19 protein-coding genes are annotated in these 26,353 nt (G+C 48.9%); 11 read left to right on the top strand and 8 right to left on the bottom strand.

Annotation, left to right across the window (positions count from 1 at the left end):
* Nucleotides 1–169 precede the first annotated feature (169 nt).
* The 7 genes from ACKRAT_RS03005 to ACKRAT_RS02975 all read left to right on the top strand — a co-directional run bounded on the left by ACKRAT_RS03005 (nucleotide 170) and on the right by ACKRAT_RS02975 (nucleotide 7,736).
* The gene (locus tag ACKRAT_RS03005; RefSeq protein WP_411843624.1) at nucleotides 170–988 is read left to right on the top strand and encodes an MIP/aquaporin family protein; all 819 of its coding nucleotides are present in this window, start codon (nucleotides 170–172) and stop codon (nucleotides 986–988) included.
* A gap of 32 nt (nucleotides 989–1,020) precedes the next feature.
* Nucleotides 1,021–2,541 (top strand): glycerol kinase GlpK, encoded by a 1,521-nt coding sequence (glpK, locus tag ACKRAT_RS03000; protein ID WP_411843623.1) that lies wholly within the window; start codon nucleotides 1,021–1,023, stop codon nucleotides 2,539–2,541.
* Between the two features lie 43 nt (nucleotides 2,542–2,584).
* Nucleotides 2,585–4,264: a glycerol-3-phosphate dehydrogenase/oxidase gene (locus tag ACKRAT_RS02995; protein WP_411844401.1), complete on the top strand. Its 1,680-nt coding sequence runs from the start codon at nucleotides 2,585–2,587 to the stop codon at nucleotides 4,262–4,264.
* Between the two features lie 365 nt (nucleotides 4,265–4,629).
* Nucleotides 4,630–5,529 carry an ectoine/hydroxyectoine ABC transporter substrate-binding protein EhuB gene (ehuB, locus tag ACKRAT_RS02990; RefSeq protein WP_411843622.1) on the top strand — a complete coding sequence of 300 codons (900 nt, stop codon included), beginning with the start codon at nucleotides 4,630–4,632 and terminating at the stop codon, nucleotides 5,527–5,529.
* A gap of 70 nt (nucleotides 5,530–5,599) precedes the next feature.
* Nucleotides 5,600–6,262 (top strand): amino acid ABC transporter permease, encoded by a 663-nt coding sequence (locus tag ACKRAT_RS02985; protein ID WP_411843621.1) that lies wholly within the window; start codon nucleotides 5,600–5,602, stop codon nucleotides 6,260–6,262.
* Nucleotides 6,262–6,957, top strand: a complete 696-nt coding sequence (gene ehuD / locus ACKRAT_RS02980; protein ID WP_411843620.1) for an ectoine/hydroxyectoine ABC transporter permease subunit EhuD — start codon at nucleotides 6,262–6,264, stop codon at nucleotides 6,955–6,957. Before ACKRAT_RS02985 ends, ehuD begins: the two co-directional genes overlap by 1 nt.
* Nucleotides 6,954–7,736 carry an amino acid ABC transporter ATP-binding protein gene (locus ACKRAT_RS02975; RefSeq protein ID WP_411844400.1) on the top strand — a complete coding sequence of 261 codons (783 nt, stop codon included), beginning with the start codon at nucleotides 6,954–6,956 and terminating at the stop codon, nucleotides 7,734–7,736. The genes ehuD and ACKRAT_RS02975 overlap by 4 nt, the downstream gene beginning before the upstream one ends.
* Nucleotides 7,737–7,954: 218 nt before the next feature.
* Here ACKRAT_RS02975 and clpB read toward each other — a convergent pair whose 3' ends face one another.
* On the bottom strand, nucleotides 7,955–10,543 hold the full coding sequence (gene clpB / locus ACKRAT_RS02970) for an ATP-dependent chaperone ClpB (RefSeq protein WP_411843619.1): 2,589 nt from the start codon (nucleotides 10,541–10,543) through the stop codon (nucleotides 7,955–7,957).
* A 157-nt stretch (nucleotides 10,544–10,700) separates the two neighbouring features.
* On the opposite strand from clpB, the gene ACKRAT_RS02965 reads away from it, so the two are divergent.
* Nucleotides 10,701–11,525 (top strand): undecaprenyl-diphosphate phosphatase, encoded by an 825-nt coding sequence (locus ACKRAT_RS02965; protein WP_411843618.1) that lies wholly within the window; start codon nucleotides 10,701–10,703, stop codon nucleotides 11,523–11,525.
* A gap of 221 nt (nucleotides 11,526–11,746) precedes the next feature.
* Here ACKRAT_RS02965 and ACKRAT_RS02960 read toward each other — a convergent pair whose 3' ends face one another.
* Nucleotides 11,747–12,055 carry a metal-sulfur cluster assembly factor gene (locus tag ACKRAT_RS02960; protein ID WP_411843617.1) on the bottom strand — a complete coding sequence of 103 codons (309 nt, stop codon included), beginning with the start codon at nucleotides 12,053–12,055 and terminating at the stop codon, nucleotides 11,747–11,749.
* Nucleotides 12,056–12,165: 110 nt separating this feature from the next.
* On the opposite strand from ACKRAT_RS02960, the gene ACKRAT_RS02955 reads away from it, so the two are divergent.
* Genes ACKRAT_RS02955 through ACKRAT_RS02945 form a run of 3 tightly spaced genes read left to right on the top strand, consistent with a single transcriptional unit; the run spans nucleotide 12,166 to nucleotide 15,184 of the window.
* Entirely contained in the window at nucleotides 12,166–12,978 is an 813-nt protein-coding gene (locus tag ACKRAT_RS02955) for a Cof-type HAD-IIB family hydrolase (protein ID WP_411843616.1), read from the top strand.
* Nucleotides 12,979–12,996: 18 nt separating this feature from the next.
* Nucleotides 12,997–13,839: a DegV family protein gene (locus ACKRAT_RS02950; RefSeq protein ID WP_411843615.1), complete on the top strand. Its 843-nt coding sequence runs from the start codon at nucleotides 12,997–12,999 to the stop codon at nucleotides 13,837–13,839.
* 1 nt (nucleotide 13,840) lies between these two features.
* Nucleotides 13,841–15,184, top strand: a complete 1,344-nt coding sequence (locus ACKRAT_RS02945; protein ID WP_411843614.1) for a CoA-disulfide reductase — start codon at nucleotides 13,841–13,843, stop codon at nucleotides 15,182–15,184.
* A gap of 170 nt (nucleotides 15,185–15,354) precedes the next feature.
* Here ACKRAT_RS02945 and ACKRAT_RS02940 read toward each other — a convergent pair whose 3' ends face one another.
* The 6 genes from ACKRAT_RS02940 to ACKRAT_RS02915 all read right to left on the bottom strand — a co-directional run bounded on the left by ACKRAT_RS02940 (nucleotide 15,355) and on the right by ACKRAT_RS02915 (nucleotide 26,334).
* Nucleotides 15,355–16,773 carry an alpha-amylase family glycosyl hydrolase gene (locus ACKRAT_RS02940; RefSeq protein ID WP_411843613.1) on the bottom strand — a complete coding sequence of 473 codons (1,419 nt, stop codon included), beginning with the start codon at nucleotides 16,771–16,773 and terminating at the stop codon, nucleotides 15,355–15,357.
* Nucleotides 16,774–16,906: 133 nt separating this feature from the next.
* The gene (locus tag ACKRAT_RS02935) at nucleotides 16,907–17,287 is read right to left on the bottom strand and encodes a YisL family protein (protein WP_411843612.1); all 381 of its coding nucleotides are present in this window, start codon (nucleotides 17,285–17,287) and stop codon (nucleotides 16,907–16,909) included.
* Between the two features lie 56 nt (nucleotides 17,288–17,343).
* Nucleotides 17,344–18,246, bottom strand: coding sequence for a fumarylacetoacetate hydrolase family protein (locus ACKRAT_RS02930; RefSeq protein WP_411843611.1), 903 nt, complete (start codon nucleotides 18,244–18,246; stop codon nucleotides 17,344–17,346).
* A gap of 46 nt (nucleotides 18,247–18,292) precedes the next feature.
* Entirely contained in the window at nucleotides 18,293–19,402 is a 1,110-nt protein-coding gene (locus tag ACKRAT_RS02925; RefSeq protein ID WP_411843610.1) for a DUF418 domain-containing protein, read from the bottom strand.
* The gene (addA, locus tag ACKRAT_RS02920) at nucleotides 19,392–22,838 is read right to left on the bottom strand and encodes a helicase-exonuclease AddAB subunit AddA (protein WP_411843609.1); all 3,447 of its coding nucleotides are present in this window, start codon (nucleotides 22,836–22,838) and stop codon (nucleotides 19,392–19,394) included. Before addA ends, ACKRAT_RS02925 begins: the two co-directional genes overlap by 11 nt.
* The gene (locus ACKRAT_RS02915) at nucleotides 22,822–26,334 is read right to left on the bottom strand and encodes a PD-(D/E)XK nuclease family protein (RefSeq protein WP_411843608.1); all 3,513 of its coding nucleotides are present in this window, start codon (nucleotides 26,332–26,334) and stop codon (nucleotides 22,822–22,824) included. The genes addA and ACKRAT_RS02915 overlap by 17 nt, the downstream gene beginning before the upstream one ends.
* Nucleotides 26,335–26,353 lie beyond the last annotated feature (19 nt).

The following is a 26,353-nucleotide window of genomic DNA, read 5'->3' as shown; positions in this document are numbered from 1 at the left end:
ATGACTTAGCCCAATGAAATTAAGTTGACAGCGTTATCATAATAGTATAAATTAGAAAGTAAGTTGATAGGACACGGAGATCTAGAGCCCGCATTTATAGCTGTACATAGCTATGAGTGCGGGCTTTTTTAAGTTTTATCGGCGAAAACAAACAAAGGAGTGATATGCAATGAATATTTACATTGCAGAATTTGTTGGAACAGCAATACTGGCCCTCTTCGGGTGCGGGGTTGTTGCCAACGTCAATTTGAAAGGGTCCCTTGCCAAAGGGTCTGACTGGGTGGTCATTGCATTCGGATGGGGATTTGCAGTTACCTTCGCAGTCTACGCCATCGGGCAATTTTCCGGTGCCCACATCAACCCGGCCGTAACATTGGGCTTTGCGGTCGCCGGAGATTTTGCATGGGCGAAAGTGATTCCCTACATGATTGCCCAGATTACTGGCGCAATGCTCGGGGCTGCCATCGTCTGGCTGCACTTTATGCCCCATTTCAAAGCCGAGGAGGACGAAGGGACGAAGCTGGCTGTATTCTCAACCGGCCCTGCGTATCCCAACTACGTTTCCAACTTCGCCAGTGAGATCATCGGTACGTTCATCCTGGTGATGGGTCTCCTGTTCATCGGAGCCAATGAATTTACAGAAGGTCTGAATCCACTCATTGTCGGTTTTCTGATTACAGCGATCGGCCTGTCACTCGGCGGTACGACGGGGTATGCAATCAACCCGGCACGTGACTTTGGTCCGAGGCTGGCCCATTTCCTTCTGCCGATACCCGGCAAAGGCTTTTCCGACTTCAAATATGCAGTGGTTCCGTTCGTCGGACCGCTTACGGGCGGTGCACTCGGTGCTGCGGTCTATAACAGTGTATTCACCGGAAAATCGGATGTTTTTCTGATCATAACCATCGCCGCTACCGTTTTAGTTCTTATATCAGGGGTATTTCTTAATAAGAGGATTCTTAAGGAAGATACATCAGAACTTATGTAAATCCAATCAAATCGTAAAGGGGTATTAAATCTATGGAAAAGTATATTATGGCAATTGATCAGGGGACGACAAGTTCCCGTGCAATTTTATTCAACAAGGACAGCGATATCGTTGCTGAGAGCCAGAAGGAATTCAAACAGTACTTCCCGCAGTCCGGCTGGGTGGAACATAATGCGAATGAAATCTGGAGTTCCGTGCTCGCAGTCGTTGCGGGTGTCCTGACCGAAAATGATATCAGTGCGGACCAGGTGGAAGCGATCGGCATTACAAACCAGCGTGAAACCACGGTTGTCTGGGATAAGAATACCGGCAAGCCCATCTACCACGCCATCGTCTGGCAATCCAGGCAGACGGCGGATATATGCGAAGAATTGAAGAATCAGGATCATGAGGAGAACTTCCGCCAAAAGACCGGCCTGCTGCTCGACCCCTACTTCTCGGGGACGAAAGTAAAATGGATTCTGGATAATGTGGACGGTGCTCGGGAAAAAGCGGAAAACGGCGACCTGCTCTTCGGTACGATCGATACATGGATCATCTGGAGGTTTACCGAAGGCAAGGTGCATGTGACGGACTATACGAACGCGAGCCGTACATTGATGTACAACATCCACGAACTGAAATGGGATGAGGAACTGCTCGATGTGCTCGGCGTGCCCGAATCCATGCTGCCTGAAGTGAAGTCTTCCAGTGAGGTCTATGCAGAAACGTCGGCCTCCCACTTCTTCGGACGCAATGTGCCGATCGCCGGCATCGCAGGCGACCAGCAGGCCGCCCTCTTCGGACAGACATGCTTCAAAGAAGGCGATGCGAAAAACACATACGGTACCGGCTGTTTCCTGCTGATGAACACAGGGAAAGAAGCCATCACGAGCGAGAACGGCCTGCTTACGACAATCGCCTACGGCATTGACGGTGAAGTCAAATATGCACTTGAAGGATCGATCTTCGTTGCCGGCTCCGCCATCCAGTGGCTGAGGGACGGCCTGCGCATGTTCAAGTCCTCCCCGCTATCCGAAAATTATGCATCACGCATCGAATCGTCCGAAGGCGTCTATGTCGTCCCGGCATTCACCGGACTCGGCGCACCATACTGGGACGCTGAAGCACGCGGAGCGGTATTCGGCTTAAGCCGGGGCACTGAAAAAGAACATTTTGTCAGGGCAACACTCGAATCACTCGCCTACCAGACTAAAGATGTGCTGGATGCGATGCAGAAGGATTCGGATATTGAACTCGAAACACTGCGCGTGGACGGCGGGGCCGCTGCCAACGACTTCCTGATGCAGTTCCAGTCTGACCTCCTCAATACTGAAGTTGAACGTCCGGAAGTCATTGAAACGACGGCGCTTGGTGCGGCTTATCTGGCAGGACTTGCGGTCGGGTTCTGGAGTTCTACGGATGAACTGAAGAAAGTCACTGATACGGACACAGTGTTCAAGCCGGAAATGGAACAGAACGAACGCGAAGACCTATATGAAGGCTGGCAGATGGCGGTTAAAGCGACGCAGGCCTTCAAACCAAAACGCAAACACACTGAAGACGAAGAATAATAGAGATTCTCGCCTTTTATTACCCAAAAAAATTAGGAGGGACATCATGCTCAATACATTGACCCGGAAAGATCAGCTGAAGCATATGGAGAAAGTGGATTACGATATCGTTGTCATCGGAGGCGGGATCACAGGTGCCGGAATTGCACTGGATGCCGCCAAGCGCGGCATGAAAGTGGCGCTTGTCGAGATGCAGGACTTTGCCGAGGGGACGAGCAGCAGAAGTACGAAGCTTGTCCACGGCGGACTGCGCTACCTGAAGCAGTTCCAGATCGGGGTTGTGCGGGAGACGGGACGCGAACGTGCGATCGTCTATGAAAATGGACCGCATGTGACGACGCCTGAATGGATGCTGCTGCCTTTCCATAAAGGCGGCAATTTCGGTGAATTCACCACAAGCATCGGACTGCGCCTGTACGATATGCTCGCTGAAGTGAAGAAAAGCGAGCATCGTCAGATGCTTTCAGTCGACCAGGTGCTTGAAAAAGAACCGCTGGTCAAACAGGATAAATTACTCGGCGGCGGGTACTATGTGGAATATAAAACCGATGATGCCCGCATGACGGTTGAAGTGATGAAGAAAGCAGCTGAGTTCGGTGCGGATCCGGTGAACCATGTCAAGGCGACTGGCTTTGTGTATGATAAAGGGAAAATTGTCGGCATCCATACGGAAGACCAGCTGGACGGCGAAAAATACCAGCTCCTCGGACGCCGGGTAATAAACGCCACAGGACCATGGGTGGATGATGTCCGCTCACATGATCCTGAAGCGAAAAAAGGCAAAAAGCAGCTGCAGCTATCCAAAGGGGTCCACATTGTATTTGACCACGAAGACTTCCCGCTCGGACAGGCCGTTTATTTTGATGCGAAGTCCGATGGACGCATGATTTTTGCGATTCCGCGCAATGGCAAAACATACGTCGGCACGACGGATACATTCTATGACGGCAATCAGAAGGAAAACCCGGCAGTCACTGCCGAGGACAGGAGTTATTTGCTGGATGCAGCGAACTACATTTTCCCCGGCCTCGATCTGCAGGACAGCCATATCGAATCGACGTGGGCCGGATTCCGGCCGCTGATCGGGGAGGAAGGGAAAGACCCATCGGATATTTCCAGAAAGGACGAAATCTGGGAAGCCGACAGCAATCTGATTACAATCGCCGGCGGCAAGCTGACAGGCTACCGTCATATGGCAAAGGAAATTGTGGATCTGGTCGCCAAACGGCTCGAATCCGATTACGGCATGAAATTCAGAAAAAGCAATACGAAACACCAGCCGATATCCGGCGGTGACATCGGCGGCAGTGACAACTACTGGCCGTATGTCCAGCGCATGGCCGGACGCGCCGCTTCATTCGGATTATCGGTGGACGACGGACGTGAACTCGCGAAGAAATACGGCAGCAACACCGGTCTGATTTTCGAAATCGCCGGCAACCTGAAAGATACTGCCGAATCGGACCGCTACGGGCTGCCGCTTGCGGTCCATGCACAGGTGCTCTATGCAATCCAGCATGAGATGGCATTCAAGCCGACGGATTACTTTGTGAGAAGAAGCAGTGATATGTACTTCTCCATCAAAAAAGTGAGTGAATACCGTGACGGTGTCGTCGAACTGATGCATAACATTCTGGAGTGGAGCGATGCAGAACGCGCCGCGTATGAAGAGGAATTGGACCGTTCCTACCGTGAAGCGACACAGCCAAGTCCGGAGAAATAGAAATTTTTGAGAACCCCGCCCTTTTTAACGAAGGGTGGGGGTTTTTTCTGCTGTGAGATGGATTTGGAAATACGGTGTCCGGCTCAAGACTGATATACATCACCCGTAAAGTGTATTAATACAATAATAATTCAAGAAACCTGTAATTTTTTCCACAGCTGTTTGAATTATCTGTTATTTATAGTAAAATATAATTGAGGTTCGCTTTTTGCTTGTATGCCGATGTCGGGTTTTTCCTTTCTACACCAGGAAATCCATTTTTATCCTTTACAACATGAATTTGACATAAGAATTAAGTTCTGTATACTGACCGTGTACAACTCGTTCCAATTTAAGGAAAAAAACTTACTAGGAGGAGATTGCTTTTGAAGAAACTTTCAATTTTACTTACTTTTGCCGCGGCTCTTGTACTCAGTGCGTGTGGCGGAGGCGGTAGTGACAGTGAAGGCGGCGAAGGGGAAAGCCGCGTCGCTGAACTTCAGGAAGCCGGTACGGTGAATATCGGTTTCGCGAATGAACCGCCTTATGCTTATGAAAATTCGGAGACAGGGGAACTTGAGGGTGCTGCGATTGATATTGCGACCGCTGTGTTCGAAGAAATGGGTGTAGAAAACGTAGAAGGACATCTGACTGACTGGGGAGAACTGATCCCGGGCGTTCAGGCCGGACAGTATGATGTTATTACTGCCGGTATGGCAATTCAGCCGGACAGATGCGAAAATGCATTGTTTGCAGAACCTGAAATGCAGTATGGTGAAGGTCTCGTCGTTGCAGCCGGCAACCCGCACGATATTCACAGCTATGCTGACATCGCGGAAAATCCGGATGTGACAGTGGCACTGATGGAAGGGACAACGCAGTTTGAATTCCTTGAAAGCGAAGGCGTAGATTCCGGCCAGTTCATGTCCGTTGCCGATATTCCGGGACAGCTTGCTGCTGTACAGTCCGGAAATGCCGATGTAACGGCAGCGACTGAAGCAACACTGCGCGCTGCATACGAATCACTTGGCAGTGACGAAGTGGAAATCGTGGAAGATTTCGAACAGCCTGATATTGAAGGCATCCCAAGCTATGGTGCAGCTGCATTCAATATGGAGGATGAAGAACTTCGCAGTGCTTACAACGAAGCGCTCAACACATTGAAAGAAGATGGAACCATTGGTGAAATTCTGGATGATTCCCAAGGTTTCACTGCAGAAAACAATAGTGTAGAAGTCGATGGAATGACTGCCGCAGAGTTATGCGAAGGTGGAAGTGAAGGTTAATATTATACTTTGGTCCAGTCTTTCCTCAGGAATTACTGGACCTTTTATTTTTTGATTAAGGAGTGAGTGGATGTTTGATTCCGCCTTGAACATACTGACTTACCTGTCCCAGGGTTTATGGACGACGGTCAGTATCTTTTTAACAGCAGCGCTGTTTTCATATATCATGGCTTTTATTGCCGGCCTCTGCAGAATTGTTAAAAATCCACTTGTACGTGGAGCGACGGCATTTTATGTAGAGGTGTTCAGAGGTACATCTCTGATTGTTCAGCTGTTCTGGCTGTATTATGCAGTACCGATACTGTTTGACATCCATCTTGGCAGTAACTGGTGGGTCGGCGTTATTGCCATTGCATTGAACTATGGTGCATACATGTCGGAAGTTGTCAGAACGTCTATCCTGTCTGTGGATAAAGGACAGACAGAAGCAGCAATCGCATTAAACTTATCCCCTGTACAGCGGATGAGACATATTATACTGCCCCAGGCACTGCGCCTGATGCTTCCTGAATTCGGGAACTATTCCATACAGATACTTAAAGGGACGGCACTTGTATCACTGATCGGACTGACGGATATACTCTACTACGGTGACATATACCGTTCCACCAACCTTTCTCAAGGTCCGGCGGCCTATCTGATGGTACTCATCATGTACTTCATCATCGCACTGCCATTGATCTGGCTGTCCAAAAAAGGTGAGAAAATCGCAGGGAAAGGGGTGGCAAGCTAATGTGGAGCTGGGAAACATTCATTGACGCATTTCCTTTCATTATCAAAGGAATAAACATAACGCTCGGGCTTACATTCACAAGTTACCTGCTTGCCCTTATAGTCGGATTCATTTGGCTTCTGCTCGAATCGACACCGGTAAAACCCTTTAATTTCATCGTGTACTGGATCAGGGAATTTATACGGTCGACACCCCCTATCGTACAAATATTCTTCCTGTATTTCGCCTGGCCCATGGTGCCCTATATCGGGACATCATTTACGCCATTCGTTGCAGCGATGATCGCTTTGGGGATTCACTTCTCGACTTATATCGCAGAAGTATACCGTTCCGGTATCGAAAGTGTCGATAAAGGGCAGTGGGAAGCGGCAACAGCACTTAATCTCTCCAGGAAAGACACCTGGATGTCGGTCGTGCTGCCGCAGGCGCTGCCCCCTACGATTCCGATGCTCGGCAACTATTTGATCATTTTATTCAAAGAAGTGCCGTTGGCAGCGACGATCGGTGTAGTCGGCATACTCAGTCTGGGACGGACATACGGTGCAAATACGTGGTCATACATTGAACCGCTGACAATCGTAGCCCTCCTGTTCCTGCTGCTCAGCTATCCATCGGCACTCCTGATAAGGAAGCTTGAGGATAAAGTGAATGGCAGATTCGATAAAAAGAACACGAAAGTGAAGGTGAATGAATAATGGAACCGATTGTTCAATATAAAGATATCCATAAATCATTCGGTGATACACATGTCCTAAAAGGTATCAATCTGGATATCCATCCAACTGAAAAAATCGCCATCATCGGGCCCAGCGGTTCCGGTAAGACGACGATTATCCGGTTGCTGATGACGCTCGAGGAACCGACGGACGGAGATATCATCGTTGATGGGACGAATTTATGGAAGATGGAAGCCGGCGGAGACGGGAAGATGAAGAAAGCGAGCGAAAAACATTTAAGAGCCGCAAGAAATGAAATCGGCATGGTGTTTCAGCACTTTAATCTATTCCCGCATAAGACGATTTTGGATAACTGCGTCGTCCCGCTCGTAAATGTAAGGAAAATGAGTAAGAAGGAGGCGGTCGAATTATCCAAACAGATGCTGGACCGCGTCGGACTCGGGGATAAATACGAGGCCTATCCTTCGCATCTATCCGGCGGACAGAAGCAGCGTGTCGCCATGGCACGGGCACTGGTGATGAAACCGAAGATCATGCTTTTCGATGAAGTCACATCCGCACTGGATCCGGAGCTTGTCGGAGAAGTTCTGGAAGTCATCCGGGACCTTGCCGATAACGAAGATATGGCAATGATCCTCGTTACGCACGAGATGGACTTCGCACTCGAAGTCGCGGACCGCGTGCTGTTTTTGGATGAAGGGGTCATTGCAGAATCCGGCACAGCGGACGAAGTGATCAACACATCCGATAATCCACGGCTGCAGGACTTCCTGCGCAGATTCCGCGGAGATTCATAATTCACGATCCACCCAGTTCAGTCGACTGGGTGGATTTTTTATATTGAACTGTTTCTTAAATGAATAAAAAGGATATCCATCAAAAAATGATGCATAATCTTTTAACACATGAAAGGTTATACGGCCACCGTCGGCAGTAACGGCGTCCACCAGCAGCATAAAAACCGCCAACATACAAAGAACCTTCCCGGAAACCCGGAAAGGTTCTTCTATTCATATTACATATCGAACTTCAATTCTTCATCTTGATAATCCACTTTGATCTTGAGTCCGTCTTCCATATCCCTTGAAAGCAATGCTTTGGCAAGCGGTGTTTCGATATGGCGCTGGATGAAGCGTTTCAACGGGCGTGCACCGAATTGCGGTTCATATGCCTCGTCTGAAATCCAATCTTTGACTGCATCCGTCACTTCGACGGTCATATGCTGATCCATCAGTCTGCGGTTTAAGTCATTGATCAGTTTGTCTATAATCAGCTTCATGTTGTCTTTTGTCAGCGGACTGAACATTACGATGTCGTCCATGCGGTTGATGATTTCCGGCTTGAAGTACTGGTGCACTTCGCCCATCACAACATCGCGCACATCACTGGTGATTTCCCCGTCTTCCGTCATAGAATCCAGCAGGTGGTGGGAACCGATGTTGGAAGTCATGATGATGATCGTGTTCCTGAAGTCGACTGCGCGTCCTTTTGAATCCGTCAACCGGCCTTCATCCAGCAGCTGAAGCAGAATGTTGAATACATCCGAGTGCGCTTTCTCCACTTCATCCAGCAGAATAACGGAATACGGTTGTCTGCGGATGGCTTCCGTCAGCTGGCCGCCCTCTTCGTGTCCGACGTAGCCCGGAGGCGCGCCGATCAATCTGGACACGGCATGTTTTTCCATATATTCACTCATGTCGATCCGGATCATATGTTTCTCGGAGTCGAACATCGTTGCAGCGAGCGTCTTCGCGAGCTCGGTTTTACCGACGCCTGTCGGTCCGAGGAATAAAAAGCTTCCGATCGGACGGTCCGGGTCTTTGATGCCCGCTCTGGCACGGATGACCGCGTCCGAGACGAGATCAACCGCTTCATTCTGCCCGACGACGCGTTCATGCAGTATATCGGCGAGTTTCAGCAGTTTATCCTTTTCCGTTTCCACCAGTTTTGTTACAGGGATGCCGGTCCACTGGCTGACGATATAGCCAATTTCATCTTCCGTCACCACTTCGCGGATGATGCGGTTCTCCCCTGCACTTTCCTCCTGGAGCTGTGCTTCCAATTCTTCCAGTTCCTTTTCAAGTGAAGGCAGTCTGCCGTGCCGCAGCTCGGCTGCTTTTTCCAGCTCGTAGTTGTTTTCCGCTTCTTCGAGTTCCTGGCGCACGCGGTCCAGTTCTTCACGCTTATCGGTCACTTTCTGAATCTGGCCTTTTTCTTTTTCCACACGCTGCGTCAGTGACTGCTGCTCTTCACGTGCTTCGGACAATTCTTTCTGCAGCTCTTCCAGCCTGTTTTTGGATACTGAATCGTCTTCCGATTTGAGTGCCTGTTCCTCGATTTCAAGCTGCATGACCCGGCGGTTGATCTGGTCCAGTTCTGTCGGGTTCGACCCCATTTCCGTACGGATGGTCGCACTTGCCTGGTCCATCAGATCGATCGCCTTATCCGGCAGGAAGCGGTCTGTAATGTAACGGTCCGAGAGTTCTGCCGCCGCCACAAGCGCACGGTCTGTAATCCTCACCCCGTGATGCACTTCATAGCGTTCTTTCAAGCCGCGCAGTATCGAGATGGTATCTTCCACATCTGGCTCGGGAATCTGCACCTTCTGGAATCTGCGTTCAAGCGCCGAGTCCTTTTCGATATACTCACGATATTCATTCAGCGTCGTTGCACCGATGCAGTGAAGTTCGCCGCGGGCAAGCATCGGTTTCAGCATATTGCCAGCATCCATCGCGCCTTCCGTCTTCCCGGCACCGACGAGCATATGGATTTCATCTATGAATAAAATGATTCCGCCATCGGATTCCTTCACTTCCTTAAGCACCGCTTTTAAACGCTCTTCGAACTCACCGCGGTATTTTGCCCCGGCAACCAGTGCGGAGAGATCGAGCTCAAAAAGGGTTTTATCGAGCAGGCTGTCCGGCACATCCTTGCGCACGATGCGCTGAGCCAGTCCTTCGACGACCGCTGTTTTACCCACACCGGGCTCCCCGATCAATACGGGATTGTTTTTTCTTTTACGGCTGAGGATACGGATGGCATTGCGGATTTCCTCATCCCGGCCGATGACAGGGTCGACGTTGCCGTTTCTCACTTCTTCCACCAGATCCCGGCCGTATTTTTCCAGTACTTCATATTGGACTTCCGGATTTTGTGTTGTCACATGGTTTCCCCCTCTTACTTTGTTGATGATCTCTTTGATCACCTCGTCTTTATTGCCAACTGTCTCTTTCATAATCGGTTCTGTTTCAATTGCCGACAATACCAGATGTTCAACGGAGATGTACTCGTCGTTCATTTCAGCCATGATTTTCTCCGCTCTGTTGACGAGCTGTGTAAAGCCGTTCGACATGTACTGTCCGTATTCTATATTGTCGCCGGTCACTACGTTGTACTTGCCCAGTTTTTCATCATATTTTGTCAGCAGTCCCTTTAAATCAATATCGGCACGTTCCAAGACGTCCGATGCCATGCTGTCTTCCATTTCAAGCATCGCTTTCATTACTGCTTCTATTTCAATGGACTGCAGTTTCATATCAACCGAAATCGACTGTGCGCGTTCTATAATCGATTGGACGGTATATGTCATTTTATTAATATCCACTCTGATCACTCCTTCGATAATAAGTGACTCGCAAAAGTTTGACCTTATTTGACCATAACTATATTATACACTTTCTCCCCCCATTTTCAAGTAATAGATAGCTTTTCAAATCATTTTAATTTATATTATAACTTAGAGATTTTTAGGAGGCTTTATCTTGGATATCATACTGATTATCAAATATGTTTTTTTAGGTCTGCTGCAGGGCATTACTGAACCCATACCCGTTTCATCCAGCGGCCACCTCGTAATAGCAAGGGAATTATTCAATATAGAAGCAAGAGGACTGTCTTTTGAAATTTTCTTAAATACCGCTTCGCTCTTCGCCATTCTGTTTGCCTACAGAAAAGACATCTATGCAATCATCGGCAACCTTTTTAGATATTTCTTTAAACGTGCGAGAGATGTTGATGCAGTAAAAGATTTCAAATACATCATGTACCTGATCATCGCCACGATTCCGGTCGGAATCCTCGGCGTTTTACTTAAAGATTTTATCGGCGACAACATCTCAATGGGCTTTGTCGGCCTGATGCTGCTCGTCACAGGGACGGCGTTATGGTTCATCAAGAATAAGCGCGGACAAAAGCGCGACGGCGCAATCACGGTAAAAGACGCCATCATCGTCGGACTTGCGCAATGTATCGCATTGACGCCCGGGGTCAGCCGGAGCGGTGCAGCACTCGTCGGCGCAATGTCGGTCGGACTCAACCAGAAAAATGCACTGCGGTTCGTCTTCCTGCTTTATATTCCGGTTTCAGTCGGCACGGCGCTCATATCCGTGGAGGATATCGTCAACGACCCTTATCTCGATACCCTTATAGTCCCTTATGCACTCAGTTTCCTGGTATCCCTTGTCGCCACGTACTTTGCACTCAAATGGCTTCAGAATGTGATGGAGAAAGGAAACTTGGCAATATTCAGCTACTACTGTTTCGCTCTGGGGACATTCTCGATTCTTTACTACTATGTATTCATATAGGATATTCCCCCGGTCACTCGATCGGGGGTTTTTCGTTACATTTAATTCCATTCATAGTTGATTTTCCAAAACCTGCCGGGACAAAAACCAAGCAATACAGCAGGGATGGACCTGGAATTCAGGTCCATCCCTGCTGTATTGCTTGGCAGAAAAGTTGAAATCAGATAGTAAAAGACCCGCAAAAACAAATTTGCGGGTCTTCAATATATCGGTTATCAGACTTAGCTGACGCCAAGTGCAATTTTAGCGTAACGGCTCATCTTGTCTTTGCCCCAAGGCGGGTTCCAGACGATGTTGACTTCAGTTTCTTTGATTTCCGGCAGTTCGCCGAGTGCAGTTTCAACCTGTTCAACAATCTGCGGTCCCATCGGGCAGCCCATTGATGTGAGTGTCATTTCAACACCGGCTTTTCCATCTTCATCGAGATGAACGCCATACACAAGTCCAAGGTTGACAATGTCTATACCAAGTTCAGGGTCGATCACGTTCTCAAGTGCGCCCATCATGCTTTCTTCCATCGCTTTATCCATTTTTATCACTCCTTCTTAGAGTATGTACTATTAATATACCAAAAAAATTACACTATTAAAATATAAATGATATGATAGTTTTATGAATCATTAACAAGGAGTATACAAAAATGCACAAATATTTAATATGTCTGGACCTGGACGGCACTCTTCTCACAGATGAGAAGAAGATCAGTCCGTATACAAAAAAAGTGCTGACGCACCTGAAAGAAATTGGACATGAAATCATGATATCCACCGGCCGCCCCTACAGGGCGAGCGAACCCTACTACAGGGAACTGGAAATGACAACGCCTGTCGTCAACTTTAACGGCGCGTTCGTACACCATCCGCAGGACCTTTATTTCAAGACCGTCCATGAGGAGCTGGATCTTGAAGTGGCCCAGGAAATAGTGAAACGTGTTCCGGAATTGAACATTCAAAATATAATCGCCGAAGTAAAAGATAACGTCTACATCCATTACCATGACGAAGTTTTATTCGAGGCATTCAGCATGGGCAGCCCGCAGGTGAAAATCGGCAATCTGGTCCAAAATATGGAATCGGGACCGACCTCCATACTGATCCAGGCGGAGGAACCGGAAGTTCCCGGCATCCGCAAAGCGCTGGATGACTTGTTTGCCGAAACGATCGAACACCGCCGCTGGGGTGCGCCCTATCCGGTAATCGAAATCGTTAAAAAAGGAATCAACAAAGCAGTCGGCGTCGACTATGTCCGTGGGTATCTGGGCATAGAACAGGAGCATACAATCGCATTCGGGGATGAAGATAACGATACAGAAATGATAAAATATGTGAAACACGGTGTTGCCATGGGCAACGCGATCGAAGAAGTCAAAGATGCGGCAGACCATGTTACATTATCAAATGAAACGGACGGCATCGGAAAATTCCTGAATGACTACTTCAAACTAAACCTATAAATGAGAGGGGCAAATGATATGCAGTTATTTGCAGACAGCTGTTCTGATATATCACAGCAGGATTTCAAAACGAAAAACATAGAATTCGTTCCACTGAAGATTACCATCGATGGAAAAGATTATCTGGATCAGATCGAGATTTCCAGCAAAGAAGTGCTCACAGAAATTTCAAATGGAAAAAGGCCGCTCACGAGTCAGGCCAACCCGGAACAGTTCGCTGACCTGTTCACCGAGTATGTGAAAAAAGGGGAACCCATCCTCTATATTGCATTCTCAAGCGAACTGTCCGGAACGTATCAGAGCGCCGTGATCGCACGGGACACGGTTTTAGATGATCATCCCGACGCCGACATTACAATCATTGATACGAAAGCGGCGAGCTACGGTCTCGGACTCATCGTGGAGCGTGCACATGGCTATATCGAAGAAGGTCTTTCAAAAGAAGAAATACTGGAAAAAGTGGAGGAGGATGTGAAAAGCATCCGCCATTTCTTTACAGTCAACGACCTCGACTATCTTGCCAAAGGCGGCCGTCTGTCCAAAGGACAGGCATTTCTCGGCGGATTGCTCAATATAAAACCGCTGCTGCATGTTGAAGACGGCCAGCTCGTTCCGCTTGAGAAGCACAGAGGCATTAAGAAGGTGTTCTCGAGCATGGTCAAGCATATGAAGGCAGACAATGTTGCTGCAGAAGTGCACATCGTCCATGCGAATGCGCTGGAACAGGCTGAACTCCTTCAGAAGAAGATTCAGGATGAAACGAATGCCATCGAAGTAAAAGTCAGCATGATCGGCCCGACAATCAGCAGTCACACTGGTAACGGTACGGTCGCGCTCTTCTACTTCAATGAAGGGGTTTAAGATGAAACAGGTGATTATTGTAGGCGGGGTGGCCGGTGGTGCAACGACCGCTGCCCAGCTCCGCAGAATAAACCCCGATATCAATATTACAATTTATGAAAAAGGACGCGACATCAGCTTTGGCAACTGTGGCCTCCCCTATAATATCGGCGGAGAAGTGAGTGACCGGGACAAGCTGATTGCTGCAACGCCTGAAAGCATGGCCGAACGCGATATCGCAGTGAAGACAAATCATGAAGTGCTGCGTGTCGATAGTGACGCGAAAAAAGTGATTGTGAAAGACCTGGCTGAGGAGCGGGAATTCGAAGCTGAATTTGATTACCTGATACTGTCACCGGGTGGCGCACCGCGTACTGTGCCTGCGCTGCTTGATGTGCCGCAGGCATTTGTCCTTCATAATCTGGAAGATCTGGATGACATCCAGGCCCATATCAAAGCGCAGGATGTGAATAAGGCAGTGGTCATCGGTGCCGGATACATCGGCCTTGAGCTGATTGAAAACTTTGCAGCGCGCGGCATGGATGTGACCTTTATTCATAGAGATGATGAAATTTACAGACCGCTCGAAGATGATATGGGCGGTTTCTTTGTCGAGGAGATGGAGAAACATGGCGTCCGGGTAAAGCTCGATACTGAAATTGTTGAAGTCGACGGGGATGTGGCGACACTGAATGACGGTTCGCAGATCGATGCGCCGCTGATCGTTGCCGGAATCGGGATTGTGCCGAGAACAGATTTCCTTGAAGGATCCGGCGTGGCGTTGAATGACCGTGGATTCATCTGTACCGATGCGTATGGCAAGACAAGCGTCGACTGCATTTTTGCCCTGGGTGATGCGATCGAAACGTTTTATCAGCATGTCGACAGCAAAACGTCGGTTGCGCTCGCATGGGGAGCCCACCGCATGGCCTACGTCATCAGCAACCAGATTGACGGCAATTCGTCGGTCCGGTTTGAAGGATTGCTCGGGACGAATATTATCCGCTTCTTTGATTATGATATCGCAACTTTAGGACTGAAGCAGAGTGAAGTTGCGGAATACGATCATTTCATCGTCGATCATAAACAGAGAAATAAAGCCGGATATATGGATGGCAGCGTGCCGATCCGTGCCCGCATTTATGTCAGAAAAGATGACGGCAGAATCCTCCGTGCCGCAGTTGTCGGTACTGAAGGCGTCGACAAGCGCATCGATATGCTCGCCACACACATCAGACTCGGCGGCACCGCTCCGGATCTGGTGAATATCGAAGTCGCCTATTCCCCGCCATATTCCAGCCCAAAGAGTGTGCTGAATATGCTTGGATATAAAACGATAGAGAAGATGAAGAAAGTAAAAGATTAATATTTTCAGTGGTGGATTCACCCGCTGTCTGTCTGGATTAGATGGAGAGCGGGTGTTTTTTCTGGTGTGGCCTCCGCCGGACAGGACGACGTCCATATAACCTTCCATCCAGTCACCGCCCTCATTAAACAAAAAAGAGAGGCCTTCAGGCCTCTCCTCTTTTCACTATATTACATCTCTTCTTTTGATTTGCGTTTTCTCGCTACGATCCAGATGAATATTCCGAATCCACCGAAGATGATGAGTGCTGCGTATACGTATCCGTTATTCAACCCTGTTTCTTCGATGACTGCATAGAGTTCTGTCTCTTCTCTGTCGAGGATGGCATTATAACTGTCTTCACCCTCTGCAACCTTTATCGAATCACCGATAAGCATTCCGCTGAGCATTTTGCCTTCGTCATCTGCTTCCTGAGGGATTTTGAAGTCCCGGGTTTTTGCGGTGTCATTGATGTTCAGTATGAAATCGACAGCTGATGTATTGTATCTGACGATGTAGTGACCGTCTTCATCTGATTTCAATTCTTCAACTTCCCCTGAAAGCAGCTGCTGGTGCTCAGTGAAGACTGTATTGATATCCTTGATGTAATCCACGACTTCCTGATCCGTCCAGAGGTCCATCTGTCTGTGCACCTGCGGAATCGATTCTCCGTTCAGCGCAACTTCTGTTCCGTATTGGAAACTGATCGGCCCCGGATATCCGTACAGATATGTCGTGAGCTGCTGGACGCGTGTGCCCGGGAACATGTTTGCTTCAGTGGCATGGAATGTAAAACGTTCTGTAAACCAGTGATCGGCAAGCAGCAGTTCACCGTCCTCCGGATAAGGCGGAATGGCTTTACCCGTCGTACTGAAAGCTTCTGCGATCGCCTGTCTTGTGGATTCGCGGCTTTCATGGTCGAATCCTTCAGCCGTCACTGACTCACTGCCGATGATGCCGTAAGTTTTTACGCCGCCCGGCATGAAATCCTCTGCATTCAGGCCGTCCTGGACGACATTCATGCTAAGTCCGTCGATGCCGTACTCATCAACAAATGACTGTGCCATTTCCTGATAGGCGTCCTGGTTTTCGGGGACTGACAGGTCGATGAATTCCACATCTTCCAGCCCGCTGTAATATTGCTGCTGGAGTTCATTCAATTCAGGATTATCCAGTGTTTCATACTGATCAGTTGCAGTGACCGGCATATCGACGACGACTTTCATCCCGAGGGCGTGGGCTGCGTCCACCAGATTCCGGAATTCTTCTGCACCGCCGTAGGCTTCAGCGATCTCTTCGTAGCTTTTGACGTCATACCCTAAATAATCCTCATCCGCTTTTTCGAAAACGGGTGAGAGCATGAGCGTATCGAATCCCATATCCTGTATATATTCCAGGTTATCCTCTATGCCCTGGAAGTCCCCTCCAAACGGAAGCGGCTCATTTTCGTTTTCCGTTACACTGATATTGTTGGACGTGTCGGCGTCGAGGAAACGGTCGACAACAATAGTGTAGATGCGGTCGTGCACCTTTTCCTGGGCGGATGCTTCGTGATGGAACACGCCGCCCAAAATCAGCAGCACCGCTATGTATTTGATTAATTTATGCATTGTTATCCTACCTTCTTTTCTTATATTTCAAGTATACTAGATTAAAAATTAAAAAAGCACCATTTCAATAAATGTTCACAAAATTACATCAAAAAAGGCACTCCTCAAAAGAGTGCCGTAACTTTTTAAAGTCTTATCTGAATAAACCGGTGATTGGTCCCATTGGAAGGTAGATGCCAAGACCAATAGTGATGACGGCCAATACCAGGAATACGATGAACATTGGCTGTCCAGCTGATTTTTTCCTCTTTCTCACTACTGCCATTTCCATCAATCCAATTGTAAACAGGCCTGCCAGGAATTTAAAACCGTACATCATAGCCTGATCACCACTCATCGATTCCATGAACAGCATGAATCCCGTTGCCAGAACGATGACGTAGAAAAGTCTAGCGACCATATGCGGCGCCTTGGCATATTTTGCCGTTGAATCTCCAGGATTTTTAATTGAAAAGTAAGTGATAAAGAAGAATACAAGAGCAATGATAATCGCTGTAATGTGCAAGTGTATCATACAATCTTCCTTTCTATAGTGAATCACTTACCATTCTAACATATTCCAAAATATTTTTACCGGTCGATATATGTCGTTAATGTGCCGATTCCATTGATTGAAATACGGACTTCATCCCCCGGCTGCAGATACTGCGGCGGGTTCATTCCGGCACCCACGCCGCCCGGTGTTCCGGTGGCGATGATATCGCCCGGCTCAAGCACTACGTACTTGGACACTTCCGCGATCAATTCATCCAGTTTCAGTACCATTTCCTCGGTGCTGCCGTTCTGTCTGATATCCTCGTTCACTTTCGTGACGATGGATGTCTGTTCCGGATTCGGCAGTTCATCTTTTGTGACGATGAACGGCCCCATCGGGCAGCCGCCTCTTAAGCTTTTGGAAAGGAATGCCTGAAGATGTTCCTTCTGCAGGTCACGCGCTGTGATGTCGTTGATGATGGTATAGCCATAAATATAATCCAGTGCCATTGAACTTTCGATCTTTTCTGCACGCTTGCCGATGACAACTCCCAGTTCCCCTTCATAATCCAGCTGGCTTGTAATGTCCTGGTGGTGCGGGATGGATGCTTCATCGCCCACCAGACTGGTCGCCGCTTTAGTGAATACATAAAGGCTCTGCACTTCATTGTTCAGTTCATCGGCATGCTTTTTGTAGTTGCGTCCAAAAGCGATGACGTTGTTCGGCGGCGTCACGGGCGCCAGGAATTTTATTTCCGAAAACGGCGCTTTATATTGATCCGTATTACCGGATGCATCAGCTTTTTCCACTAATTTTCTTACGATTTCCTGGAAATCAAGAGTGTGATATGTTGAAATCCCTTCGAGCAATGTCTTTGGATAGTTCTCCAAATCCCCGAAGTCCTCAAATAATTTCGGTAATATCCATGCACTCTCTTCACGCTTTACTTTAACCCCATAGTAATTTTGATTCCCGTAGTCAAATGTTAAAAATTTCATGGAATACGCTCCTTTTGTTGTTTTGTCCATTATAACAGACAACCTGTCATTTTTTCTCCAATTTATCTGAATTATTCGTAAACAGGGATTCTATTCCGCTGATTTTGAACTTTTTGAGTAAAATCGCCGTGATCAGCAGGACGATGTACAATACGAGCATAAGCCCCGCCATCGTCGCGATACTCACTTCCCCGTATGCCCTGAACCCTACACCATAGAATACAAATATCAAAATGATATTGGAAAGGATATACATCGTCAGGCTGCTTTCGCCGAGCGGTATGAATAAATCCCCCGCACGCCCGGGGATGACATCCCATGCGAACACCAGCAGGATGAAGTAGCCGAGCGCCAGCACCGGCCCGCCGAAATTTTCCGCGATCAGTGTGCCGCTGTAAGTGCCCACCATTACGACCTGGATCATCTTAAGCGCCAGGCCGCCGCCTGCCAGGGTGATGAACAGTGCGACCGCAAGTATATGATTCATACGCAGCAGCCGCGCAATATTCAATTTGCCGAGAGCGATTCCCAGCAGTATCCAGGGCAGCACCGTAAATACGGAGGCGTACATGCCGCCGGTGATATTATGGGAGAAGATTTCGATGTTCTGGCTGATCATCGCAAAGTAGTCGCTGCTCGTATATATGCTTGTATATTCATTCACCGTCTGGACGGCCGAGTATACTTTATCCCTCGGCGAGCCGATACTTTCAAAAAAGCTCGGCAGCACATTCACGATCATGTGAAAGCCGGACAGGACGACTGCTGAAATCAACGGGATATACCATTTTGTCTTCAGGAATAAAACCCCGGCGAGCGCCATTAACGCAAGTCCCGCCAAAAAGTCGAAGGCGAAGATGAATATTGCCTGCAGCACCCCGATTGCGAGCACGGACAGCAGTATTTTCGCCAGATTTGGAATCCCGTAATCCCTGTAATGGTTCAGCATGTATCCCGCCAACAGTGCAATGAGTGGCAACACCGCACCGCCTGTGAATATATTGAGCAGCTGGTAGGACATCAGTTCATTCCCGCCTAAGTATTCATATACATTCACTGCATCAAAGGGCATCATATAGTACAGGCCATTCATCAGGAGTACCGGGAAAAATGCGATGCCCAGAGCAAATTTGATGTTACCCGCTTCAGTTTTCAATTTTAATCGCTCCATAGTCAAAGAAATATAGATACACACTAACATCTTTCCCGAGTGCCTGCATTGCAGAACGCCTGTAAATATCCATCTGTGTCCGATATCTGTTCACCAGATCCGCTTCCGTCAGACCGGTATGCGATACTCTGTCCGTCTTGTAGTCGATGATGACGTATCCGTCTTCCATCTCAAGCAGGGCATCCATGATCCCCTGCACCATCTGGTCATTGAATGCCGAGTAGCCGATGGCTTTCTGGTTCATGATGAATGGTATTTCCGTATGGATCGATTTCTGGCTTTGGAGCAGATCGGTCATCGCTGCATCATTTAGAAAGCGGTGGATGTTTTCGATCATTTTCGCTCTGTGCATATCTGTAATGAGCATATCTTCCACCGTATGCTCGGCGACCAGATTTTCCACATACGTCTCCCTCGATCCGGCATCAAGCATCCGGATTTCACCGTAGCGGTTCATGACATACATCATCATCTGGTGCATCATCGTACCGAAAATCGGTGCATCGAGCGTTTCATTACGGAAGTTCGGCAATCTCAGATTCGGCGTCCGGTCATGCCGGATGATGGCACTGTCGTCGGGCGGCGTTTCATTCCTGCGCTTGATTTCCGTAACGGATTCCTTGAAGACCGTGCGCGTCTGCACCTGATGCGGATATTTATAGAACAGCCGGTCCTTCAGCAAGGTGTTGTCGGGAACCTTCAGTGATTCCAGATCATCGAGGGATGCGAACCGTTTATAATCAGGCGCCTGCGCCTCATACGGCTCGATGTGCTCAACCGCCAGAAAATCCATATGTTCATTGATGAAAATCGGTGCGACAAGATCCTGGATCGTGCGTATGGACAGTCTGTCATCCGCATTGATGATGCCCGGTTCGTAAGCATATTTCTCTTTGTACTCACCATTGTAGACCAGCGGCATGATGAGCTTATCGATCGCACGGGTCATTGCCACATACACGAGGCGCATTTCTTCGCTGATCAGTTCCCTCAATATCATTTTCTTCGCCACTTCAGAATGGATGCTCGGAAGCACCGCAAGCTGTTCCGGTATAAACTGTTTGAATGCGATCCCTTCTTCCGGGTGCACACTCACTTTTTTCGATACATCCATCATGTTCAGCTGGCGGTATAATCCGGCATAGATGACATAATTGAATTCCAGCCCTTTTGAAGCGTGGATCGTCATGACCCTCAATGTGTCATCATCCGGTGACACCGTATTCTCTTCACCAAAATCCTGTCCGTCATCGATCATCCGGTGGATATATGTGATGAATTCATAGAGGGATAGGTGTGACATCGTCTCGAATTCACGCGCTTTTTCTATGAAGCCGTTCAGGTTGGCACGTCTGGACACGCCGCCCCTTAACCCCGCGAAGTATTCCAGAATGCTGAACTCGAGATAAATTTCATCGATCAGTTCAGGCACACTCATGTATCTCGCATACTCCTGAAGTGTGTCCAGCGCAGACCGGAACGCATCGATTTTCTTCATGACCACTGCCGCACCCTCGTATTGGACCAGTGCTTCAAACATATAGTCCGACTTTGATGCCGCCCGGATCCGGGCGATTTCATCTTCCGAGAAATCGAACATCGGCAGCCGCATCATTCCGACCAGGTGATCATCCTGCAGCGGGTTGTCGATGACGGACAGGATGCTGATCATCGTCCTGATCTCAAGCGTATCCAGATATCCCGAACGGTTGTTTACGAATACCGGCAGGTCCGCGCCACTCAGGAGTTTACGGTAGGATTCATTATCCCGCGTATTCCTCGTAAGGATGACGATATCCCGGTAGGATACCCCTTTCGCGGCGAGATCCTTGACCACATCGATAATGTGGCGGATTTCCACATCCCCGCCCTGTTCGGATTTATTTTCGATAATATGGCATTCCGAAGCAAGCGGCGGTGCATCGAGGTAATTCCCCTGGACGAGCCTGTGTGTTTCATCATAGGAAATCTCCCCGACTTCCTTGTCCATGATCTTTTCGAATACGGTATTGGTCAGTGCCAGCACTTCCCCGCGGGAGCGGAAGTTATGGTTCAGGCTGATCAGCCGGCCGCTGCCCGGGGTTCTGAACCGTTCTGATTTGGTGATGAATAAAGACGGGTCGGCCTGACGGAACTTGTAGATGGATTGTTTCACGTCCCCCACCATGAACAGGTTGCCGTCCGCTTCCCCTCCGGTTTTAAGCGCCTGGATAATGGCTTCCTGCACCCGGTTGATATCCTGGTATTCATCGATCATGATTTCCTTGAACTGACGGCGGTAGCGTTCTTTGACCGCGCCGTCCCCGGACTCGAGGATCGACAGTGCATAGTGCTCGTAATCCGAGAAGTCCATTTCATTTCTGGCCCGTTTCTGCTGCCTGAACCGCTCGATCACTTCCATGCCGATATCGACAAGGGTATTGCTGTAGCCGTTCATGGGCGCGAGTTCACGCTTCACCCGGTCCAGGTCGTATACCGGTGCATTCCGGATATCGTTATAGCGGTCGCGCACCCGTTTTTGTACAGCAAGAAGCGCCGCTTTTTCATCCGGGTCCGCGATGTTTTTGATGAAGGCGGAGCGGCCGTCTTTCAATCCGAAAGCGGGCAGCTCCAACGGACGCCCTGCCATCATGTCCCCTGTTGCACGCTCGACCGTCATAATGACCGCTTCCAGCGAATCGAAGGCATCCAGCACCTGGTTTTCCTTGACCGATTCATGGGTCACTGTCCGATAATGTGTTCTGAGCAGCGTCAGATCGGTCAGCAGGGCATCCAGTTTAAGCTTTATATTATGATTATGGTCGCTTAGGATCCCCTCCAGGCGGTCGACATCGATATACTGGTCCCGGTTCCGCTCCAGAAATTCATAAGGGTCCGGACTTGCCACGGCCGTGTAGTAAAGGTCGCGTATCGTATTGAGCAGCCCGTCGTTGCTCTTGTCCGTCGAAAGCATGGTCGAGAGCGCATGGAAATCATCGTCCGGCTTCTTATAGTAGGATTCGAGGACGTTTGAAATCACCGTCTCCAGACGGATTTTCGTCTCTATGTCCCCGAGCGTCCGCATATCCGGCGACAGACCGATTGTGTTGTAATGCATCTGGATCAGATAGAGGCAGAAGCTGTGCAGTGTTGAGATGTGTGCTTCCTTCAGCTTCAGCGTCTCTTCATAAATCCTCGGGTCCCTTTTTTCGAGGAAGGCTTTCCTCAGCGCCTTTTCGATCTTGTCCTTCATATCGCGGGCACTCATATTCGTAAATGTCGCAACGAGTATTTCATCGATGGAGTACTTCTCATCCAGTATCTTACGGATGATGCGTTCAACAAGCACTGTTGTCTTCCCGCTTCCCGCCGCCGCTGCAACGAGTACGTCGGACCCTTCATATTCAATCGCTTCCAGTTGTTTTTCAGTCCATTGGACCATTGTCTGCCACCTCGCTTTCAAACGCCTCTATCGTTTCATCATCCACTTCATTCATCCTGATGTCCTGCCGGTTCATCAGCGGGTCGATCTGGCATGCCGACTTGAAGTCGCACATTTCACATGCGAGCCGCGTATTCGATGCATCCAGAGCGATCGGCGAGGCCAGCACTTCCCCGTTGTAGATCCGGTCCGTGGCCCGTCTGTACATTGACAGGATATGTTCCGCATAATGTCCGAACAGTTCCGGACTGTAGTATCTGTTTTTGGTCATTGCATTGATCTTGCCCGTTTTCGTCACTGAAATCGGATAGTACGCACTGTATTCCCGGTACTCATCCAGTTTTGACAGCATGCCTGTAATGCCGATGGATGTTTCGTCGATCATCGTATCGTATCCGGTGTTTTCATTGATGAATGCACCGTCCGGACGCATCCGTTTCTTCTGTTCCAGTTCCGCTTTTTCCAGGGACTCCTCGCCGTCGAGCGAGATGAGCGGGTCCCGGACCGGGAAGAACAGCATGCTGTTGGGTCTGATTTTTTCCTTCCCGAAGTACTCCGGCCCTTTCTGCATCAGTACATACATATATGTCATCATCTGCAGTTCGAGCCCGTTCAGGATTCCGGCCTTTGAAATGGACCGGCTGCTCGACTTGTAATCGATCAGGTTTACATATGCCCCGTCCGCCGTTTCATACATATCCACGCGGTCGATCTTCCCTCTCAGGTGGATCGTATGGCCGTCATCGCTCGTCAGCGCCACTTCATCGAGCGGACTGCCTGTAAAACCGAATGACAGCTCGACATCTGCGATTTTATATTCGCCTAGAGTTTCGATATCCTGCATGAACAGCAGCAGACGCACAATCGCATCCTGCGCCCTCGATTTGAGGGACTGGTAGTATCCGGTGTGTTCGAAAATACCGAACTGGATGGCCTGGGCGAACCGTTCAATCGAATCAGCCACCTGGGATTTGATCGTCTCTTCATCGTGGAGCAGTGTGTAATCGAGTTTCGTCACCACATCATAAAGCACTTCGTGGTACAGGTTACCGAGTTCAAGCGGCGCCACCTGATATGGCTTTCTGACTTTGAGTTTTAATCCGTATGCACTGAAATGCTGGAACTGGCACCTGTGGAATGTTTCAAAACGGGACACACTCGCATTCATCTCTTTGCCGTAAAGTGCCTGTGCCGCTTCTTCAGAAAGCGGGTCCGCTTTGTTATCGTACGTCAGATTGCGGCGGAGCCTCGGGTAGATATCATGCCAGCTCTCTTTCATCAGCATCTGGAATGTTTCCACCCACGGCCTGTACTCCGGCAGCTTTAAAAAGTCCTGCGGCGCATCCACCGGAGAAGTCATCATTTCCCGCATTTTCAGGTGCAGCAGCGGTTCCATGCTCCGCGCCGAGGAAATCAGCCGTTCCGGGTTGAAGCGGCTGTACTCGCTGACCCGCCTGTATTCATAATTTCTCACATGCTCCGGATGCTCCGGAATCACTTCATCCAAAAACGGGCTTCTTTTTGTAACATCACCGGAAGGCAGTGTGACAGACCAGCTGAGATACAGTCCTTCGGTCGCCCGGGTGATGGCCAGGTAGAATACGAACCGTTCATCCTGCGCCAGTGTTTTTGAACTTGGCGACAGTTCAATATCCGCCCGTTCGAACAGCGCTTTTTCCTCATCGGAAATAATATCGCTGTTTCTCGTTTCGCGCGGCAGCACATCCCGGTTCACCCCGATCAGGAAGATGTATTTCTTGTTTTCCACTTTGGACAAATCGAGCGACCCCACCATTACCTGGTCGATTGTGGACGGCAGCAGGCTGAACTCCGCATTTTTAAGCCCGTCCATGAACGCTTCATAAAATATGGAGAACATGACTTTCTCGTCATCATATACGATATAGGCATCATCGAGCAGACGGATGAACATGTTGTATGCCTGTTCCGTTTCATCCCGTGCCTGTATCTGGTCGTTTTCGTCCTGCCCGACCATCTCTTCCGTTATCTTGTCCACGATGCCTTCAGCCATCAGGAAATCATAGATGAGGCCGATGTAGTCCCGGACGGTACGTTCTGTCCTGAACTCGGCGAACAGCACCTCGAGGCGCGCGAGCACTTTATTCTTAAAATCGATCATATCCTGATACGTCTCGCTTTTATCCACGAGACGGAGCGCACCGTTTTCATCCGGCACCGTGATATAGCGGAACTTATCGTCATCAAACAGCGCAGAACCGCTGAGGCCGCGCTCAAGGGCGAAGTTTTCCAGCTGGTCGATATACTCCCGGTCGGAGGATTCGCACAGGTATCCTGTCTTCAATACGTTCATAAATGCATTGAACTCATAATTTTTCGTGTAGCAGTCGAGCAGTGCCATCACGAACTGGATGAAAGGATGGGAATACATCTGTACCTTCTTATCGATGTGATACGAAATTTCGAATCTCCTGAACACCGATTTGATTATCGGTTCATAGGACAGGTCCCGGTACAGAATACCGATGTCATTGTAGTAGGCTTTCCCTTCGAAGACCAGCCGCTCTATTTCCCGCGCCACTTCAGTGATTTCCTCCAGGACGTTCGGTGCTTCCGTGATCGTCACCCCGTCGTAGTCATACATCTGTGTCTGCCCGGCAAAATGCTCCTCGATCTGGATGAGCCCTTTTCTATCAGACCGTCTGAAGTCCTGTCCGAAATGTAAAAAGGACAGATTGTGATCACCGACGTAAAACCTGAGTTTTTCAATGACCGCATCCGTTTTCCTGAAGAGTTCCTTATTGGTCCCTTCATGCGTCAGCAGTATGTTAATTTCTTTTACCCGGGTGGAAACTGCCTGTATAAGGGCATATTCAATTTCCGTGAAGTTGTGGAAACCGTCTATATAAATTACCGCATCCTCGAGAGAACGGATGGTCTCACCGGAATAGATGAGATCGATGAACTGATCCGTCAGGTTCAGATCTTCAATCTGCAGCGCGGCCGAACGGTCGATCCATTCATCGTAAATGAGATGCAGGTCGCTGAATTTATCCTGCATGCGGCCGGCCCCGCCGTCCACGCGCGTCAAATCTTCAGGTTTCACCCGGTATGCATTGAATTCTTTCAGCATATCGAGCACCTTGCCCGAGAACTTTATGTATTGTGAGCTATCTTTATAAAATGACAGCTCATCCTTCATCTCAGTCATCATCTTATGGAGCAGCATGATGTGTCCGCTCTCTGATAATGCGTCACGCGTCGAATGGCCGGTTTCGTTGAAGACATGCCACATGAACCGTGCAAAACTGAATACGGCTGTACGCAGGCTGCCGATACTGCCGTCTTCACTGTTCGGATTCGTAATGATATTTTCGTACCTTAAAGTATTCTGTGTCGGTGTGATGATATATATGCTCGAACCGAGCGGATGATCTTTCGTTTCGGCCTGGATATCATCAAACATCTGACGCGTCTTACCGGTTCCGCTTACTCCGGTCCAAATTTTTATCGCCATTATTTACACTCCTTCAGAG

This window comes from Salinicoccus sp. HZC-1, from assembly GCF_046736035.1.
In the GTDB taxonomy this organism is placed as follows: domain Bacteria; phylum Bacillota; class Bacilli; order Staphylococcales; family Salinicoccaceae; genus Salinicoccus.
Note: the sequence above shows the minus strand (reverse complement) of the source record. Positions and strands in the feature narration are given on the sequence as shown.

Excerpts from the sequence above, each read along its gene's own strand:
- ehuD (WP_411843620.1), top strand. The coding sequence starts at position 6,262 with ATGTGGAGCTGGGAAACATTCATTGACGCATTTCCTTTCATTATCAAA.
- ACKRAT_RS02940 (WP_411843613.1), bottom strand. The coding sequence starts at position 16,773 with ATGCATAAATTAATCAAATACATAGCGGTGCTGCTGATTTTGGGCGGC.
- ACKRAT_RS02945 (WP_411843614.1), top strand. The coding sequence starts at position 13,841 with ATGAAACAGGTGATTATTGTAGGCGGGGTGGCCGGTGGTGCAACGACC.
- ACKRAT_RS02955 (WP_411843616.1), top strand. The coding sequence starts at position 12,166 with ATGCACAAATATTTAATATGTCTGGACCTGGACGGCACTCTTCTCACA.
- glpK (WP_411843623.1), top strand. The coding sequence starts at position 1,021 with ATGGAAAAGTATATTATGGCAATTGATCAGGGGACGACAAGTTCCCGT.
- ACKRAT_RS03005 (WP_411843624.1), top strand. The coding sequence starts at position 170 with ATGAATATTTACATTGCAGAATTTGTTGGAACAGCAATACTGGCCCTC.
- ACKRAT_RS02935 (WP_411843612.1), bottom strand. The coding sequence starts at position 17,287 with ATGATACACTTGCACATTACAGCGATTATCATTGCTCTTGTATTCTTC.
- ACKRAT_RS02960 (WP_411843617.1), bottom strand. The coding sequence starts at position 12,055 with ATGGATAAAGCGATGGAAGAAAGCATGATGGGCGCACTTGAGAACGTG.
- ACKRAT_RS02950 (WP_411843615.1), top strand. The coding sequence starts at position 12,997 with ATGCAGTTATTTGCAGACAGCTGTTCTGATATATCACAGCAGGATTTC.
- ACKRAT_RS02985 (WP_411843621.1), top strand. The coding sequence starts at position 5,600 with ATGTTTGATTCCGCCTTGAACATACTGACTTACCTGTCCCAGGGTTTA.
- ACKRAT_RS02915 (WP_411843608.1), bottom strand. The coding sequence starts at position 26,334 with ATGGCGATAAAAATTTGGACCGGAGTAAGCGGAACCGGTAAGACGCGT.
- addA (WP_411843609.1), bottom strand. The coding sequence starts at position 22,838 with ATGGTCCAATGGACTGAAAAACAACTGGAAGCGATTGAATATGAAGGG.
- ACKRAT_RS02930 (WP_411843611.1), bottom strand. The coding sequence starts at position 18,246 with ATGAAATTTTTAACATTTGACTACGGGAATCAAAATTACTATGGGGTT.